This is a genomic window from Paraburkholderia caffeinitolerans (genome assembly GCF_902859945.1).
GTDB lineage: Bacteria > Pseudomonadota > Gammaproteobacteria > Burkholderiales > Burkholderiaceae > Paraburkholderia > Paraburkholderia caffeinitolerans.
This window is the reverse complement of record NZ_CADIKL010000026.1, coordinates 69634-85696: the sequence shown is the minus strand read 5'-3', so window position 1 is coordinate 85696 and position 16063 is coordinate 69634. Positions and strand designations below refer to the sequence as shown.

Below are 16063 nucleotides of genomic sequence, written 5' to 3'. Positions count from 1 at the left end.
CTTTAAGCTCCGTAGTACTTAATGTTCAGCGCAGAACATATCGATCAGTGCGCTGTATGCGTCGGGCTGCTCGATATAACCTGCGTGGCCCGCGTGCGGCACGATCTGGAACGGCGCTTGCGCGATGCGCGCAAGCCGCTCGCAAGCCGGCGGCGGGGTAATCGTGTCTTGCGCGCCCACGGCAACGGCGATGGGCAGCTTGCCCGCGCAACGCGCGAGATCGGCGGCCAGATCGGCGTTCGCGAGCAGATGCGTGGCCTGCGCATAGCCATGCGGGACAACGCGCGCCATGTTCCAGCGCACCCACTCGCGCGCATCGGCGCTGGCGTGCGGCGAAAGCATGTTGGCGCTGCGCTTCTCCGCGAGGCCTTGTGGGCCGAGTTCGGCCAGCATCGCGAGGCGCGCATCGCGCTTTTCTTCGCGCACGGCCGCATCGGCCGCGCCATAACCCGCGGCGGGAGAAATCAGCAGCAGGCCCGCCACGCGTTCGGGATGCGCGGCCGCAAACGCGCCCGCGATGATCGCGCCGAGCGAATGCCCCACCAGCACGCAGCGCTCGATGCCGAGCGTGTCGAGCCAGCCGGCCAGTACACGCGCATAGTCATCTGCAACAGGAGACGCGTTCGCGACCGGTGTGGAAGCGCCATAACCCGGCGCGTCCCACGCGAGCACGCGGCGCGGTTTTCCGGCCGCCTCGCCCAGCGCTTCGAACTGCTGCACCCACGAAGCCGCGCCGGAGCCAATGCCATGCAGGAGCACGAGCGGCAGCGCCGCTTTGGCGTGCTCGCTACCTGCCTCGCGATAGCTCACGCGCGCCTCGCCCACCTGAGCGTCGCGCAGCGCGAAGCGCGCGAGACGCGTTTCGAGCGTGGCGGTTGCCGGGGTGGCTGATGATGCGGCGGTGTGCATCGCTTCGTTCATGGCTTCGGTGTCTGCTGCAGTTTCATGGGTGATGGGCTTGACGCTGTCGCTTTACTTCGCTTCGCGCTTGATCTTCGCGAGCGGCGAATCCGGCGGGTACGTCGGCGTGATGGGCTTGGGCGAACCGAGCATCACGCACATCAGCGCGTCTTCTTCGCCGATATTGATTTCCGTGCGGTACACGCCGGGCGGCACCGAGATCAGATCGCGCTCGCCGAGCACGGCTTCCCAGGTCTCGCCGTCCTTCTCGCAGATCACCTTCATCTTGCCGCGCAGCACGAAGAAGATTTCTTCCACGTCCATATGAATGTGGCTCGGGCCAATGTTGCCGGCTGGAATCACCATGGTCGAGAACGTGAAGTTGCCTGCCGGCACTGTGTTCACGTCCTTCGCGACGCCCGTGCCGCCCGTGCCCACATAGCGCATTTGCGCGCGGCGGTACTTCGGGTCGTAATCGGCCTGGAACTTCAGGGCGTCCCAGTCGTAGCGGCGCGTTTCGTAGCGCGCCACGCGGCTGCTCATCCAGTCGTCAAAACTCGCATCGGCGGGACGGTCCCACGAGTTGCTTTCGATTTCGACATCGGCCATCGTTTTCTCCTTGGATTCCTGCAAACTCATAATCGACGTATTCAATTCATCACGAAGCCGCCGTTCACCGGCAGCAGTTGTCCGGTCACGAATCGCGCCGCGTCGGACAACAGGAACAACACCGGGCCCGAGACGTCCTCCGGCACCTGGGCGCGCTGCAACGCGCGCCCTTCGAGGTAGTACGCGTGGCGTTCGGCCGGCACGTAGGCCGTGGCCTCCACTTCAGTCAAACCCGGCGCAATGGCGTTGACGGTGACGCCGTCCGCGCCGAATTCGCGCGCGAGCGAGTGCGTCATCGCAATCACGGCGCCCTTGCTCGCGACGTAGGCGAGCAGCTTCGGCGCGCCCCATAGTGCGGTATCCGAAGCGATATTGACGATGGCGCCGCGGCCCGACTCGCGCAGCCAGCGCTGCGCCGCCGCGCACATGAGCCAGGTGCCGCGCACGTTCACGTCCATCACAGCGTCCCAAGTGGCCACGCTGATCTCGTCCGCAAACTTGCCGCCCGAGTTCGTGATGGCCGCGTTGTTGATGAGCGCGTCCACGCCGCCCATGCGCTGCGCGGCGCCATCGACGAATGCCGTAATGCTTTCGGGTTGCGCGAGGTCGAGCGGCGCGAACGCCGCGTCATGGCCGTCGGCTGCGAGCGACTTCGCGAGCGCCTCGCCTGCTTCGTGCAGTACGTCGCCGAAGGTCACGCGTGCGCCGGCTTGAACTAGCGCGGTGACAAACGCCGCGCCCAGGCCACGTGCTCCGCCCGTGACGATCACACGGCGGCCGACGAGCGAGGCTTGCGCCGCAAGCGTGGCGTCATGCATGGCTATGCCCTGCTTCTTGCGCGGCGCTGGCTTGCTGGGCGCGCAGCGCATCGAGTTCGGCGAAGTGCTGCTGGGCGCGCTGGCGCAGCATCCGGCGCACGCGCGTCATGCCCACGTCGTGCTGATAAAGGAATTCGTGTTCGCGCGCGTTAGGCGCCATGCTTTCCAGCACGTAGCGGTCTTGTTCGAGCACGTCCCAGTGCAGACCTTCGAGACGGTTGCGATAGAGGAAACGCCATGCGTCGCGCTGCCAGCCCTGCACCTTGCGCGTGCGCCAGAAGTAGACCTGGCAGTTGTCGCCGTCGACCGGCACCGCGAAGCCGATGATGCCGAAGTTGCCGCCCGGCCCGAACTTCTTCTTGTACGGAATCGCGAGGCGCATCCACAGGCAGCCGGTTTCGCCCAGTTCGACCCAGTCGAAGTTCACATCGCGCTGGCCGACTTTTTCGAACATCAGGCCCGACTCGGTCTTGCGCACGCGCATGTCGGCCTGCTTGTCGCCTTCGGCCATCGAATGCGAAGTCGCGTGCAGATACGCGCCGTGCATCGGGTCCATCACGTTGTCTATCGCGTACTGGTAATTGCACTTCCAGTTCGACATGCAGAGGAAGCTAGCGTATTCCTCACCAACCAGCTCTTCGGGCAATTGCAGCGGAGCCGGTTCCTTGTGCGCTTCGTCGCCGAACCACAGGAAGACCGCGCCGGCATGCTCTTGCGCCGGATACGACTTCACGCACTTCGTGCCTTCGAGCGGGCAGGCCGAAACAGCGGGCACGTTCTGCACGGTGCCGCTGCCATCGACTTCAACGCCGTGATACCAGCACGCTACGCGGTTGCCGAGGTTCCAGCCGAGCGAGAGGCGCGCGCCGCGGTGCGGGCAGCGGTCTTCGAGTGCGTGGACCGAGCCATCCTGATCGCGCCACAGCACGATCTGCTCGCCAAGCCGCGTGATGCCGATAGGCGCGTTGCCCACTTGCCAGCCAGGCGCAACGGGATACCAGTAATTCTTGATGCCGCGGTCGAGATAGGCGCGAATCGGGTCGGCGCCGCCGGCGGCTTCAGGCGTGGGGGACGTCATGTGGGGTCTCCGTGTTCAGTGTGTCCGTGTTTCCGGGCGCTGGCTCATTCGGCCAGCAGGCGGAATTCGGCGGCGAGGCGCTCGGCGTTCCATACAGCGCCTTCAGGCGTGCGAAAACCGATGCGGTTCAGGCCCGCAACCACTTCATCGAGTTCGGCGGCGCCCGCTTCGAACACCTGTTCGAGTGCGTCGCCGAAATCGTTCTCGTATTGCGTGGGCTCCGCCTTGCGCGTTTGCCAGACCATGTTTTCGGTCTTGCCCGGCTGCTCGATCACACCCTTGCCGGCGACGTTGTTCGGTTGCGGCGCGAGCCAGGGCTTGAGCCACGGATTGAATTTCACGGGGACTTCTCGCATGTCATTCCACCTTGATCTGGATTTCTTCGCCGGCGAGTCGCACCGCGTACGTCTTCAGATCGCGGCCGCCCGGCTCCTTGAGGCACTTCCCGGTTGGGATATGGAACACGGCTTCGTGCAGCGGACATTCGACGGTGTCACCATCGACGAAGCCCTGCGTCAGCAACGCGTATGCATGAGGGCAGACGTTTTCGAGCGCGTAAAGCGCGTCGCCCACCTTGTAGATGCCGATTTCCGTGTCGTCGAGCTTGTACTCGAGCGGCGCGTCTTCGGACAGATCGCCGGCATGTCCGGCGCAACGCCATTCTTCAGCCATTTCTCACCTTTCCCGATCCACCGTGTTCCACATACGGAACGTTGGTTTATGTATGGAAAGTATAGGACCGTTCTCGGCGAGAGAAAACAGAAAATCGATGCGCCTGGGGAAAACACCGAGCGCATCCCTGAAAGGGACATGAGCGACGCCGTTCCGCAGCCCGCTCCGGCTGGCAAAACGCTTACAGTGCGGGCACTTACGCGCGTATTCGACTGATCTTCGGCTGGCCGCACCTGGGGGAACTACGGTCCCAAAAAAGTATTTTGATGTCGCGTCAGAGTCACTATACTTTCCGAAACGTTCCACCCACAGCACATTTATCCATAGGCGGAACAAATAACAAAGCATGCGGGACGGCTCTAAAAGCACACCGCATCCGCTCGAGGAAATTGGGTCTGCCGGACGATCAACCCGGCTTTTCGTCATACGATCAGGAGTCCAAACTTGAAACACTTCATTGCCGCGGGGTTAACAGGCATCTGCGCCGTCTCGTCCGCATGGGCGCAAAGCAGCGTCACGCTATATGGCAGTCTGGATGCGGGCGTGGCCTACATCAGCAACGTGGGCGGCCAGTCGAAGTGGATGATGGAACAGGGCAACACGCAGCCCGACCGCTGGGGCCTGCGCGGCCAGGAAGATCTGGGCAGCGGCCTCAAGGCGATCTTCCAGTTGGAAAACGGCTTCTATACGAACACGGGCGCGATGGCGAAAGCCAACACGCTGTTCAACCGCCAGGCGTTCGTGGGTCTTACCTCGGACAAGTTCGGTTCGCTCACGCTCGGCCATCAAACGCCGTTCTCATTCGACGTGCTCGACCCGTTCAGCACGGCGTATCTGGGGCAGAGCTGGTATGCCTTCCATCCGGGCAATATCGACGAGCTCGCGGATACCGGCGTGGTGCCTTACGACAACTCAGTGAAATACCGCTCACCCACCTGGTACGGTTTCTCGGCGGGTGCGATGTTGGGCTTCGGCAACACTACGAACTTCTCGACCGGCCGCACGATGGGCTTTTCGCTTAGTTATGCGAATGGTCCGTTCAAGGCCGGCGCCACGTGGTCCAACGAGCACGACCGCTCGGTGGCGATAGCCACCACGGGCATCGTCCCGACCTTCCAGGGCCAGCCTTCGGCCACGTATATGGCCGACAAGGTGGAGAACATGGGCGCCGGCGCGTCGTATTCGTTCGGCAAACTGCTCGTGCACGGTCTCTATACGCGCACGAAGCTGGAATCCAACGGCCACTCGGACACCTTCCAGAGCTACGACGCCGGCGCGAACTACCAGTTCACGGCATTCAATAGCGTCGTGGGCGGCGCGGCCACCTCCACGCTGGACGGCCGCCGCTGGACTCAGGTGATGATCGGCGACGTGTACTCGCTTTCGAAGCGCACGCAGGTTTATGTGAACGCGCTCTACGAGCGCGCCAACTCGGAGGCGAACGCCGCCTTCTTCACCGCGGGCGTATCGAGCGGGCGCAATCAGGCCATCGTGCTCGCCGGCATCCACCATTCGTTCTGATGTTCTGATGGCCGGGCGTTGGCGCGCAACGCGCGCGCCAAACCCCATCAGGGCGCGTGAACGCCCCGGCTGCGCGCGGCGGCGGCTAGCGCCTGAGCGGCCTGAACCGCCCGAGCGGCCTGGGCTGCGGTGGGGTCGCCGGGCGCGGGCCGGTAGTTGAGCCGCGTCGACAAATCCAGGGCAGCCGCGCACACCGCGGCCACTAGCGGCACGCGCTCGGCCTCGCCAATGTCCGAGCGCGGCACGGTCGCCGTGAGCGCGGCCACGATACGGCCCGACTGGTCGCGCACCGGCGCGGTCACAACAGAGATGCCGGTCTCGAACGAGGCTTCGCTCACCGCATAGCCCTGCTGTGCGAACTCGCGTACGCGCGCGTGCAAATCGGCCACGCTCGCGGGCGTGAGGTCCGTATAGCGTTCGAGCTGCTTCTCGGGATAGAGCGCGCGCAAATCGGCTAGCGTGAGATCGCCCATCAGCACCTGGCCGTGCACGGTTGCATGCGCGGGCAGGCGCGTGCCCACATGAACCTTCACCGAGCTGAACATCGGCTCGCGCGTTTGCGCCTTGGCCACGAACACCACGTCGCGCTGGTCGCGTATCAGCAGATGGGTGCTCAGGCCGGTCGCGTCGCGCAGGCGCTCCAGCACCGGCGTGCCGAAGTCGGTGAGTTCGAGCGAGCTCAGATATTCGAAGCCCAGGCGCAGCACCGCCACGCTCAGCCGGTACTCGCGGTCGCCGTGGGCGCGTTCGATGAAACCCAGCGCTTCGAGCGTCTGCAAGAGACGAAACGTGGTCGTGCGCGGAATGCCGATGCGCCGTGACAGTTCGGGCGCGCCCAGCACGGGTTCGCGCGCCGAGAATTCGGCGAGGATGCGCAGTCCGCGCTCGAGGCCCGGCACGAGATAGGTGGACGCCGCGCCTTCTGCATCGGCATTCGCGTCCGCGCTGTTGCCCGCATTGATGTCCGCATCGGCGGCATCGGCTTCGGCGCCCATCTCCTCGGGTGGCAGCGCGGTGCGCTTGCCAGTCGTTTTCTTTGTGGCCATGGTGGCTTGGATCGGCTGAATAATCGGCTTGAATCGAGTGGCTTCCGGCGAACCCGCTTCAAGCATTCGGTAATGGAAGCAATGATAGCGCGAAGCGCTCCCCGCTCAGCCGTCACGCCATCGGGTTCTGATGCCTCCCCGTCGAACTCCAGTGTGGCGCCTGCACTACAATTGCCCACTTGCGCCCGCTTCGAGCCGCACCGCGCGGGCCGCCTCTCCAACGAAATCCGCCCCCCGCATGCGCCTCCTTCACACCTCAGACTGGCATCTGGGCCAGAACTTCATGGGCAAGAGCCGTCAGGCCGAGCACCAGCAACTCATCGACTGGCTGATAGCCCAAGTCGACGCGCACGCTGTCGATGCGGTCCTGATTGCCGGCGACATCTTCGACACCGGCACGCCCCCGAGCTACGCGCGCGAACTCTATAGCCAGCTTGTCGTGCGCCTGCACGCGGCCGGCGTGGCGCTGCTGCTGCTCGGCGGCAATCACGATTCGGTGGCGACGCTGCGCGAAAGCAGCGCGTTGCTGGAGCAGCTTTCGGCACGCGTGGTTCCAGCCGCCGACGCGCCCGCGAACCAGGTGCGCGTGTTGCCGCAACGTGGGGTCGGCAGTGCGGGCTCGACGCCCGGCTGCGTGGTCTGCGCGGTGCCATTCATTCGCGCGCGCGACGTCATGCAGAGCGAATATGGTCAGAGCGCCGAGCAAAAGCAGCAATCGCTGCAACTCGCGATCCAGGCTTACTATCAGGCCGTCCACGCGGAAGCGGAGAGCACGCGCCAACAATTGAGCGCGCAGCTTGGCCGCCATGTGCCGCTCATCGCCACGGGCCATCTCACCACGGTGGGCGCGAGTGCGAGCGAATCGGTGCGCGAGATCTACGTGGGCGCGCTCGATGCGTTCCCCACCAGCGCTTTTCCGAGCGTGGACTATCTCGCGCTCGGGCATATCCACCGGCCGCAGAAGGTGGGCGGGCTCGAGCATATCCGCTACAGCGGTTCGCCCATCGCGCTGAGCTTCGACGAAGCCGCGCAGCAAAAGGAAGTCTTGCTCGTCGATCTGGGCGAGGCGGGCCTCGAAGCCGTCACGCCCGTGCCGGTGCCGGTGTTTCAGCCGCTGGTCGCGCTGCGCGGCAACCTGAAGTCGCTGCCCGGCGCGTTTGCTCAGGTCGCGCGAGTTGCTCATGCCGCGAGCGACGCCACGCCGGAGCGGCCCGTCTGGCTCGAAGTGACGGTGGCCGACGACGACTATCTGGTCGACCTGCCCGCGCGCATTCAGACGATGACCGAAGGCCTGCCGCTCGAAGTGCTGCGTATTCGCCGCGAGCGCGGCAACGCCGTGGCGCAGTTGTCGGGCGACGCGGGCGTTACGCTCGACGAGCTCGATCCGCTCGACGTGTTCGAGCGGCGTCTCGCACACGAAACGCTGGAAGACGACGTACGCACCGCACTCACCGAGCGATACAAGAGCGTGCTCGCTGCCACTGAGGAGGGCGAGGCATGAAGATCCGCAGCCTGCGCCTGAAGAACCTGAACTCGCTCAAGGGCGAGTGGCATATCGACTTCACCCAGCCGCCGTTCGCCGATAACGGTCTCTTCGCCATCACCGGGCCCACGGGGGCCGGCAAGTCCACGCTGCTCGACGCGATCTGCCTCGCGCTCTATCACGAGACGCCGCGCTTGAAGACGGTGTCCGCATCGGCGAACGAGATCATGACGCGCCATACCGCGGACTGCCTCGCGGAAGTGGTCTTCGAAGTCAAGGGCGGCGTGTACCGCGCGTTCTGGAGCCAGCGCCGCGCGCGCGACAAGGTCGACGGCGCCTTGCAGGCGCCGCGCGTGGAACTGGCGAGCGTGTCGCCCAGCGGCGAAGGCGGCGACACGATCCTCACGACTCACATCAACGAGAAGCTCAAGCGCGTGACGGAAATCACGCGCCTCGATTTTCCGCGCTTCACGCGCTCGATGCTGCTCGCGCAAGGTGGCTTTGCGGTGTTTCTCAACGCCACCGCGAACGACCGCGCGGAATTGCTCGAAGAGCTTACCGGCACCGAGATCTACGGTGAAATCTCGCGCAAGGTATTCGAGCGCGCGGGCGAGGCGCGCGACGCGCTCAAGCAGTTGCGCGCGAAAGCGGAAGGCATGGACCTGCTGAGCGCCGAGCAGCGCGCGGCGATGGAACAAGAAATCGGCACGCTCACGGGACAGGTAAACGCGCTCGCCACGCAGACGAAATCGCTGCATGCGCAGCGCCAATGGCGTCGCGAACTCGCGCAGGCCGAGACCGATGCGCAGTCGGCGCAGACGCGCCTGGCCACGGCAGCAGGCTCACTTGCAGCCGCCGCGCCCGAACTCGCGCGGCTTGCGGCCAGTGAGCCGGCAGAAGCGCTGCGCCCCGCGTTTCAAGGCATGCAGCAAGCGGAAACAGCATGCCGGCAATCGAGCGCGGACCTCGTTGCATTGCGCCGTGAACGCACGGAGAAACTCACCGCGCAACGGCGCGAGTACGGCAAGACCGCGGCGCTTGCTGCGAGCCTCGCGCGCGGCGCGCAAGCGCAGCTCGATACGCTCGATGCGCAGAAGCAGCAACTCGATGCTTTTTGCCGCGCCAACGAAAATCTCGCGCAGCTTGGCGAACGGATTGGCGCGTGGCGTCAACAATTCGACCAGCGCCGGCGCATGCAGGCCGACGTTGCCGCGCGTGAAAAGGCGCGCGCCGATTTGGAGCGGCAACAGGGCGAGCAGAGCGCGCAGCGCGAAAAGCATGCCGCGACGCTCACCGCCGCCGAGCGCGCCAAGGTTGAATCCGACGCAGCGCTGAAAAACCTGCTCGCCGCGCAGGAACAGCGGCTTGCTGGCCAGACGCTCGCGCAACTGCGCGACGCATGGCAAGCGGGACAAGCAACATTCACCCGCTGGCAGCAACTGGAAGCCGTGGCGGAACGCCGCCGTGCGCTCGCCGACGAAGAGCGCGCGCTCGCGTCCAATCTGGCGCGCGTGGAGCAAGAGATCGTCGCGCAAGACGCTGGGCTCAAGGCGCTGCAGCAAACGCATGCGCAATGCCAGGCTCGCGAGGCCGACAAACAGAAGCTGCTAGAACAGGAACAAGTCATTCGCAGCCTCGCGCAGCACCGCGAGCAGTTGCGGCCTGGCGAAGCCTGCCCGCTCTGTGGCTCGCACGAACACCCGGCAATCGAAGCGTACAGCGCACTCGATGTATCGGCGACGCAAACTGCGTTGCAGGCTATTCGCGCGGAACTGCAGGCATCGGAGCGGCGTCTGCGCGAAGCTGTGGAGGCTCTGTCGGCCTTGCGCGCCACCCAGGCGCAACAACGGGCGCAGCACGAACGGCTCGCCACGCGCGTCGTTCAGGGCCGCGAAGAATGGGAGGCTATCGTCGCGATGCTCCCCGCTGAACCCACCATCGGCGAGACGGGCTGGCGAGGTGCAGAGGACATCGCTGCGGCGCGCGAAGCGGCCGGGCAAACCGCGCTGCAGATCAAGCAGCACCTGGACGCCGCCGAGCAGGCCGAGGAAGCGCTCGCCCACGCACGCGAGGCACACAACCGTTGCTCCGACGCATTGCAGGCCGCGCGCGCTCATGCTGCATTGCTGGATCAGTCGATCAACGCCATGCAGGAGCGGCTTGCCGAGATCGCAATGGAACGCGACACGCTGCAAGCCGATCTCGACCGCGAGGCCAGCGCCTTGCTCGAAGCGGTGCGCGCGGGCGGCTATGCGCTCGATGCCGTCCCCGAAGACAGCGCCTCGTGGTTGCAAGCGCGCGACGCCGAATGGCGCACGTGGCAAGACACCCAGCGCCGCCTGCAAGCGCTCGAACAGGCGGTCGTGCGCCAGCGCGTGCAATGCGACGCCGCGCAGGCGCAAGTCCAGGCATGGCGCGAGCGCTGCAAGACCATCGGTGTAGAAATTTCGGCATCCGTATCAAACGATTCAGCACGCGGCCAGCAAACGGGGTCCCTATTTGACGACTTCGATAACGAAGACGATGGCAATGAAGACGCCTCGCCGGAAACGTTCGAAGCCGGCGTGGCGCGTGCCGATGCGCTCACGCGCGAACTGGCCACGCTCGACGGCCAGCTCGCGCATCTCGAACGCACGCTCGCGCAGCAGCGCACGGCGCTCGACGAAGCCACGCAAACCTGGCAAGCGGCGCTCGCCAACAGCCCGTTTGCCGATCAGACCGCATTACTCGCCGCGCTGTTGCCGGCCGAGACGCGCAAGCAGCTTCAGACGCTCAAGCAGCAACGCGAGCAGGAACACCAGACAGCTGGCGCGCTGCTGCAAGGCGTGCGCGAACGGCTCACGCGCCTGCAAACGCAAGCCCTCACCGAGGCAAGCGCCGACGCACTGGACGCACAACTCGAAACGGTGGAGAAGGAAAGCGCCGCGCTCACCGAGCGGCTGGGCGAACAGCGCGGGCTGCTCGCGCGCGACGCCCAGCAGCGCGAAAGCCAGCGCGCGCTGTTCGAGCGGATCGAAGCGCAAACCCATGACGCCGATCTCTGGCAACGGCTCGACGCGCTAATCGGCTCCGCGAAGGGCGACAAGTTCCGCCGCTTTGCGCAGGGGCTCACGCTCGACCATCTGCTCGCGCTCGCGAACCGCCATCTCGACCGGCTGCACGCGCGCTATCTGCTGCGCCGCAAGTCCACGGGCGAACTCGAACTGGAGATTGTCGACGGCTGGCAGGCCGATGCCACGCGCGACACGCGCACGCTCTCGGGCGGCGAGAGCTTCCTCGTGAGCCTGGCGCTGGCCCTCGCGCTTTCGGATCTGGTGAGCCACAAGACCTCGATCGATTCGCTGTTCCTCGACGAGGGCTTCGGCACGCTCGACGGCGATACGCTGGAAATCGCGCTCGATGCGCTCGACACGCTCAACGCGAGCGGCAAGATGATCGGCGTGATCAGCCACGTCGACAGCCTCAAGGAGCGCATCGCCACGCAGATCCGCGTGGAGAAAGGCGGCGGAATCGGCCATTCGCGGCTGACGATCCACGCGCGCTAAGGCCGGTTCACACGGCGCGCTTCAGCCTTGCTCGGCTTTGCGCGCCGCAATTTCGAGCATCTGCAGGCCCAGGTCGTCGTGGCCGCGCGCCACAAGCGCATCGCCCGCGCCGTGTATGTCGCGCGCCTCCTTGTTCTGGCCGAGCTTGCGCTTGCCCACGAGGCGCGTGATTTCGATCTCCAGGCCCACAATCGCCTTGAGCATGGTGTCGAGATACTCCGGCGGCGCGTCGCCCATTTTCCAGGGCTGGGCCTCGTTGGCCTCGTGGGTGCGTGTGAGGCGCGCGACCACGCCGCGCACGAATTTGTCGTCGTCGCGAATGCGGATGCGCCCGTGCGCGTGCACCACGACGTAATTCCAGGTGGGCACCTGGCGGTGCGTTTCGTGCTTGCTCGGGTACCAGGTGGGCGAAACGTAAGCGTCGCCCGCGCGGAAGATGGCGAGCACTTCGTCGCCGTCGGCCACTGCTTGCCAGAGCGGGTTTGCGCGCGCGACGTGCGCGTGCAGCGTGCCAAGCGCGCCTTCATTGGCAAGGAGTTCGAACGGAATGTGATTGGCGTCCAGGCCGTTTGTGCCGTGCGTGACGAGCGTGCCGAACGGATGTTGCACGATGAGCGCATGCAGGACATCGGTGCGGGACTCGTCGAAATGGGCTGGGACGTACATGGCGGCTCCACGGGTGGGTGGGCGCTAACGGTGGACTAGCCGCGCGCCCTGCGAGAATAATCTGTCCATTGTCGCGCCAAACCGGTCCGGGCTGTAGAGCCAGCGCGGGAAAATCATGAGGAACCAGCCTGGTAAACAGAGGATTTCGCCCTGGTGCCTTCTCGCCCAAACGAGACGCCTGATTCTTTTGGGTGCGCCCAATTAGATAAATTCGATTTTGAGTAGATTCGGAGTTTATGATCTGTTGACACAACGTGATTTTTGATGGCACAAGGCGTAAAGGTAATTCTCAATCGCTCAGTTCCTTTATAGCCTGCGAATGACGTTCGCAGCCATTCCCACTCTAAGAGAAATCCTATTTTTCGAAGCGTGGTGAAAACGATTACTACGATGACCATACACTACGAGGTACCGATAGCGTTCAATCTCTTCGCGCGAGGCGGTGCCACCCCGGTATCGACAACCATCTAGCACCGTGTGCGGCTTCCACAGGCGCAACGGAGGCATTCTCACTCGCACGATGGACGATCGAGTTTCAGACAAGGGCGTTCTAGTCAAAACCCAGAGCCAACCGTATATGGCATTCGATCTTCGAAACCGCAACGTACGCCCCGAGCGTGATTCATTGTTCTACCGGCTTCGGGACTGGATCGTTTGGCCGTTCAGGATGTTGGGCATAATCGTCGCTACTGTAATTATCATCTGTACGTTATGGCTGTGAATTCTAGTTCAAATAAAAAATATATTACCTGCGCATAATTTATCCTGAAAACTCAATGAATCACTTATGCGCAACAAATATTGTTGCTTCTTGACAAATTCATTTAATAAAACTGATAAACTCCCGAACCCAGCGCCAGCCATCAATTCGATACAATCTCGAAACCAACTACTTTAAACAAAAAAAACGGCCCATGATTTCACTGCTTCAACCGGGGTACGCGCCATTCATCGCGGCAATCGGAATAATGATTATGGTCGGTGCGCTGGAAGGCCTGACGCTGTTGTTCGGTTTCAGCGCCACCGGGCACGCAGGCAATTTGATTGCGCACCACTTCGAAATCGATTCCACCGGAACCGGCGCCGAAACGGGGCTCGCCGCGCAGTTCCTCGGCTGGTTGCATATCGGCCGGGTGCCGTTTCTGATCCTGCTCGTTCTCTTCCTCACGGGATTCGCTGTTAGCGGCCTATTGCTGCAATCGATCATGCAAGCGCTGTTCCACTTCATGCTGCCGCCTTCGATAGCCGCCTGCCTGGCGTTGCCCCTCTCGCTGCTATTCGTGCGCAAGGCGGGCAAGCCAATCGGCCGTCTCGTGCCGCAGGAAGAATCGAGTGCGCTATCGGAAATCGACTTCATCGGCAGAGCGGTGCGGGTCGTGACGGGAGAAGCGTCGCAAGGCAACCCGGCCGAGGCGCGTTTCGTCGATGAATTCGGTCAGGCGCACTATGTCCGGATCGAGCCGGACGACGCCGGACAAATATTCGTACGCGGGCAAACGGTATTGATTGTCACCCGCGTCTCGGGATCCCTGTATCGCGCCATCAAGAGTCCACGCCATGAGCTCTGAAGCGCGAAACTACACCCGGCGTCCTACCCGCCGGATTTTGTTGTCGTCATTTACGTTGAGAGTCGAATAAAGCAATGGACACGATCATATTCTGTGGGGCCATCGCACTGGCGGTGGTCGTTGGGCTGTGCCTGATCGGACTGATCTTCGCGCGTCTCTATGTGCGCGCATCGGCCGAGCGCGCGTTTGTCCGCACGGGGTTAGGCGGCCAGCGGGTCATCATGAGCGGCGGCGCCGTGGTGCTGCCAGTGTTTCACGAGGTTATTCCGATCAACATGAACACGCTCAAGCTCGAGGTCAGCCGCGCCTCGCGTGACAGCCTGATCACGAAAGACCGTATGCGCGTCGATGTCGTGGTGGCGTTCTTCGTGCGCGTCAAGCCCACTGCGGAAGGCGTTTCGACCGCCGCGCAAACGCTCGGCCAGCGCACACTGGCGCCCGAAAATCTGCGCGCGCTCGTCGACGACAAGTTCGTGGATGCGTTGCGATCGACCGCCGCGCAAATGACGATGCAGGATCTGCAGGATGCGCGGGAGAAGTTCGTACAAGGCGTGCAGAACACGGTCGCGGAAGATCTGACCAAGAACGGGCTGGAGCTGGAAAGCGTTTCGCTCACGAACTTCAATCAGACCTCCAAGGAGTATTTCGACCCGAACAATGCGTTCGACGCGGAGGGCCTCACGAAGCTCACCCAGGAAACGGAGCGCCGCCGCAAGGAGCGCAACGAGGTCGAGCAGGATACCGAAGTTTCCGTGCGTGAGAAAAACCGCGACGCGCTCGCCAAGCGGCTTGAGATCGAGCAGCAGGAAGCGTTCATGAAGCTCGAACAGGAACAGCAGGTGAAGACGCGCACAGCGGAGCAGAACGCGCGCATTACCGCGTTCGAGGCGGAGCGCCATCAGGAAGCCGAGCAAAGCCGCATTGTCGCGGAACGTCAGGTGCAGGAATCGGAAATCGACCGGGAGCAGGTGGTGCGTTCGCGCAAGGTGGAAGCCGAGCGCGAAGTGCGCGTGAAGGAAATCGAGCAAGCCAAGGTCACACAGATCGCAGAGCAGGAAAAGGCGATCATCATCGCGCAAAAGTCCGAGGCGCAGTCTCAGGCCCAGGCACGCGCGAACGAATCCCTTGCCGAGGCAGTGAAGGCGGAGCAGCTCGTCGAAACGACGCGCCGCACGGCCGAGGCCGACCGCGCCAAGCAGGTCGCGCTGATCGAAGCGGCGCAGGAAGCCGAAACGAATGCCGTGCATGTTACGACCAAGGCGCGAGCTGAACGCGAAGCGGCACAGATGCAGGCCACCGCGATCGTTGAACTGGCAGAAGCGCAACGCAAGAAGGGGCTAGCCGAAGCCGAAGCACAGCGCGCGCTGAACGATGCAATCAATACGCTCTCGTCGGACCAGACAAGCCTGAAGTTCAAGCTGGCCTTGTTGCAGTCACTGCCGGCGATCATCGAACAAACAGTCGAGCCGATGAAGTCGATCGACGGCATCAAGATCATTCAAGTCGACGGGCTGAACCGTCAAGGCGGTTCGTCAACCGATGGCTTTGCGGGCGCGGGCGTTGCCAACGGCGGCGGCAATCTCGCCGAGCAAGCGATGTCGGCTGCGCTGTCGTATCGGGCACACGCTCCGCTCGTCGATTCGCTGCTCAAGGAAATCGGTTTATCCGGTGAATCGCTACAGTCGATGCTGCCCGGCATGCCAACGGCCTCACCCGTCTCTCACGCAACCGAAGCGCCGCAGCCGGTGCTGAAAGAGACGCTCTCCCATGTCCCGGGCGAATCCCCCGCGATCAACGGCGCGGCTTGAAGTGATGTTCCCAAGCGGCCTTGAAGCTCAGGAAGTCGATTAGAATTCGTCGGCTTTCCTGACCTTGAACATGCGCAGGATCTGTGCGCGCAGCAACAGATACATGCTTGGTGCGCAAAGTACCTATCGTGCAGCCCACCGCCTTCAGCCGTTCGAGAATCGCGAACACCTCCTGCACCATCACGGGCGCTAGCCCGAGCGACGGCTCGTCGATCAGCATCAGTTGCGGCGCGGACATCAGGCCGCGCCCAAGCACGAGCATCTGCGCCTGGCCGCCCGAGAGTGTGCCCGCCGGCAGCGCGCGGCGCTCTTTGAGCAGCGGAAAGAGCGTGTAGACCTCCTCGATCTG

The 16063-nt window shown here is 63.7% G+C and carries 14 protein-coding genes; 5 read left to right on the top strand and 9 right to left on the bottom strand.

All coding sequences use genetic code 11. The features are described from left to right. Positions 1-18: 18 nt before the first annotated feature. The 6 genes from HV773_RS23260 to HV773_RS23235 are packed head-to-tail and all read right to left on the bottom strand — an operon-like array spanning position 19 to position 4077. Entirely contained in the window at positions 19-921 is a 903-nt protein-coding gene (locus HV773_RS23260) for an alpha/beta fold hydrolase (protein WP_246282372.1), read from the bottom strand. 51 nt (positions 922-972) lie between these two features. After that, the gene (locus HV773_RS23255) at positions 973-1509 is read right to left on the bottom strand and encodes a cupin domain-containing protein (RefSeq protein ID WP_175196885.1); all 537 of its coding nucleotides are present in this window, start codon (positions 1507-1509) and stop codon (positions 973-975) included. Between the two features lie 41 nt (positions 1510-1550). After that, complete coding sequence (locus HV773_RS23250; protein WP_175196884.1) at positions 1551-2327, bottom strand: SDR family oxidoreductase; 777 nt, start codon at positions 2325-2327, stop codon at positions 1551-1553. After that, entirely contained in the window at positions 2320-3405 is a 1086-nt protein-coding gene (locus tag HV773_RS23245; protein ID WP_175196883.1) for an aromatic ring-hydroxylating dioxygenase subunit alpha, read from the bottom strand. Before HV773_RS23245 ends, HV773_RS23250 begins: the two co-directional genes overlap by 8 nt. Before the next feature lie 44 nt (positions 3406-3449). Further along, positions 3450-3761 carry a recombinase-like helix-turn-helix domain-containing protein gene (locus tag HV773_RS23240; RefSeq protein WP_175196882.1) on the bottom strand — a complete coding sequence of 104 codons (312 nt, stop codon included), beginning with the start codon at positions 3759-3761 and terminating at the stop codon, positions 3450-3452. Between the two features lies 1 nt (position 3762). After that, positions 3763-4077: a non-heme iron oxygenase ferredoxin subunit gene (locus HV773_RS23235; RefSeq protein WP_175196881.1), complete on the bottom strand. Its 315-nt coding sequence runs from the start codon at positions 4075-4077 to the stop codon at positions 3763-3765. Between the two features lie 444 nt (positions 4078-4521). On the opposite strand from HV773_RS23235, the gene HV773_RS23230 reads away from it, so the two are divergent. Then, a complete protein-coding gene (locus tag HV773_RS23230) occupies positions 4522-5598 on the top strand; it encodes a porin (RefSeq protein ID WP_175196880.1) in 1077 nt (358 codons plus the stop codon). Positions 5599-5645: 47 nt separating this feature from the next. Here HV773_RS23230 and HV773_RS23225 read toward each other — a convergent pair whose 3' ends face one another. After that, on the bottom strand, positions 5646-6593 hold the full coding sequence (locus tag HV773_RS23225) for an IclR family transcriptional regulator (RefSeq protein ID WP_377728751.1): 948 nt from the start codon (positions 6591-6593) through the stop codon (positions 5646-5648). A gap of 289 nt (positions 6594-6882) precedes the next feature. On the opposite strand from HV773_RS23225, the gene sbcD reads away from it, so the two are divergent. Together sbcD and HV773_RS23215 are read left to right on the top strand one after the other, a co-directional pair. Beyond that, on the top strand, positions 6883-8145 hold the full coding sequence (gene sbcD, locus HV773_RS23220; protein WP_175196878.1) for an exonuclease subunit SbcD: 1263 nt from the start codon (positions 6883-6885) through the stop codon (positions 8143-8145). Next, on the top strand, positions 8142-11672 hold the full coding sequence (locus tag HV773_RS23215) for an AAA family ATPase (protein WP_175196877.1): 3531 nt from the start codon (positions 8142-8144) through the stop codon (positions 11670-11672). Before sbcD ends, HV773_RS23215 begins: the two co-directional genes overlap by 4 nt. 21 nt (positions 11673-11693) lie before the next feature. Here the strand turns inward: HV773_RS23215 and HV773_RS23210 are convergent, their stop codons facing one another. Then, on the bottom strand, positions 11694-12338 hold the full coding sequence (locus tag HV773_RS23210; protein WP_175196876.1) for an FMN-binding negative transcriptional regulator: 645 nt from the start codon (positions 12336-12338) through the stop codon (positions 11694-11696). A 914-nt stretch (positions 12339-13252) separates the two neighbouring features. On the opposite strand from HV773_RS23210, the gene HV773_RS23205 reads away from it, so the two are divergent. Together HV773_RS23205 and HV773_RS23200 are read left to right on the top strand one after the other, a co-directional pair. Next, positions 13253-13906: a YqiJ family protein gene (locus tag HV773_RS23205; RefSeq protein ID WP_175196875.1), complete on the top strand. Its 654-nt coding sequence runs from the start codon at positions 13253-13255 to the stop codon at positions 13904-13906. A 74-nt stretch (positions 13907-13980) separates the two neighbouring features. Beyond that, the gene (locus HV773_RS23200; RefSeq protein ID WP_175196874.1) at positions 13981-15714 is read left to right on the top strand and encodes a flotillin family protein; all 1734 of its coding nucleotides are present in this window, start codon (positions 13981-13983) and stop codon (positions 15712-15714) included. Here the strand turns inward: HV773_RS23200 and HV773_RS37555 are convergent. Further along, entirely contained in the window at positions 15698-16033 is a 336-nt protein-coding gene (locus tag HV773_RS37555; protein WP_425496244.1) for an ATP-binding cassette domain-containing protein, read from the bottom strand. The two genes, HV773_RS23200 and HV773_RS37555, sit on opposite strands and share 17 nt — an antisense overlap. Positions 16034-16063 lie beyond the last annotated feature (30 nt).

What these genes read in the sequence shown, in the direction of transcription:
- HV773_RS23260 (WP_246282372.1), bottom strand. Translation starts at nt 921, where the DNA reads ATGAACGAAGCGATGCACACCGCCGCATCATCAGCCACCCCGGCAACC.
- HV773_RS23255 (WP_175196885.1), bottom strand. Translation starts at nt 1,509, where the DNA reads ATGGCCGATGTCGAAATCGAAAGCAACTCGTGGGACCGTCCCGCCGAT.
- HV773_RS23250 (WP_175196884.1), bottom strand. Translation starts at nt 2,327, where the DNA reads ATGCATGACGCCACGCTTGCGGCGCAAGCCTCGCTCGTCGGCCGCCGT.
- HV773_RS23245 (WP_175196883.1), bottom strand. Translation starts at nt 3,405, where the DNA reads ATGACGTCCCCCACGCCTGAAGCCGCCGGCGGCGCCGACCCGATTCGC.
- HV773_RS23240 (WP_175196882.1), bottom strand. Translation starts at nt 3,761, where the DNA reads ATGCGAGAAGTCCCCGTGAAATTCAATCCGTGGCTCAAGCCCTGGCTC.
- HV773_RS23235 (WP_175196881.1), bottom strand. Translation starts at nt 4,077, where the DNA reads ATGGCTGAAGAATGGCGTTGCGCCGGACATGCCGGCGATCTGTCCGAA.
- HV773_RS23225 (WP_377728751.1), bottom strand. Translation starts at nt 6,593, where the DNA reads ATGGGCGCCGAAGCCGATGCCGCCGATGCGGACATCAATGCGGGCAAC.
- sbcD (WP_175196878.1), top strand. Translation starts at nt 6,883, where the DNA reads ATGCGCCTCCTTCACACCTCAGACTGGCATCTGGGCCAGAACTTCATG.
- HV773_RS23215 (WP_175196877.1), top strand. Translation starts at nt 8,142, where the DNA reads ATGAAGATCCGCAGCCTGCGCCTGAAGAACCTGAACTCGCTCAAGGGC.
- HV773_RS23210 (WP_175196876.1), bottom strand. Translation starts at nt 12,338, where the DNA reads ATGTACGTCCCAGCCCATTTCGACGAGTCCCGCACCGATGTCCTGCAT.
- HV773_RS23205 (WP_175196875.1), top strand. Translation starts at nt 13,253, where the DNA reads ATGATTTCACTGCTTCAACCGGGGTACGCGCCATTCATCGCGGCAATC.
- HV773_RS23200 (WP_175196874.1), top strand. Translation starts at nt 13,981, where the DNA reads ATGGACACGATCATATTCTGTGGGGCCATCGCACTGGCGGTGGTCGTT.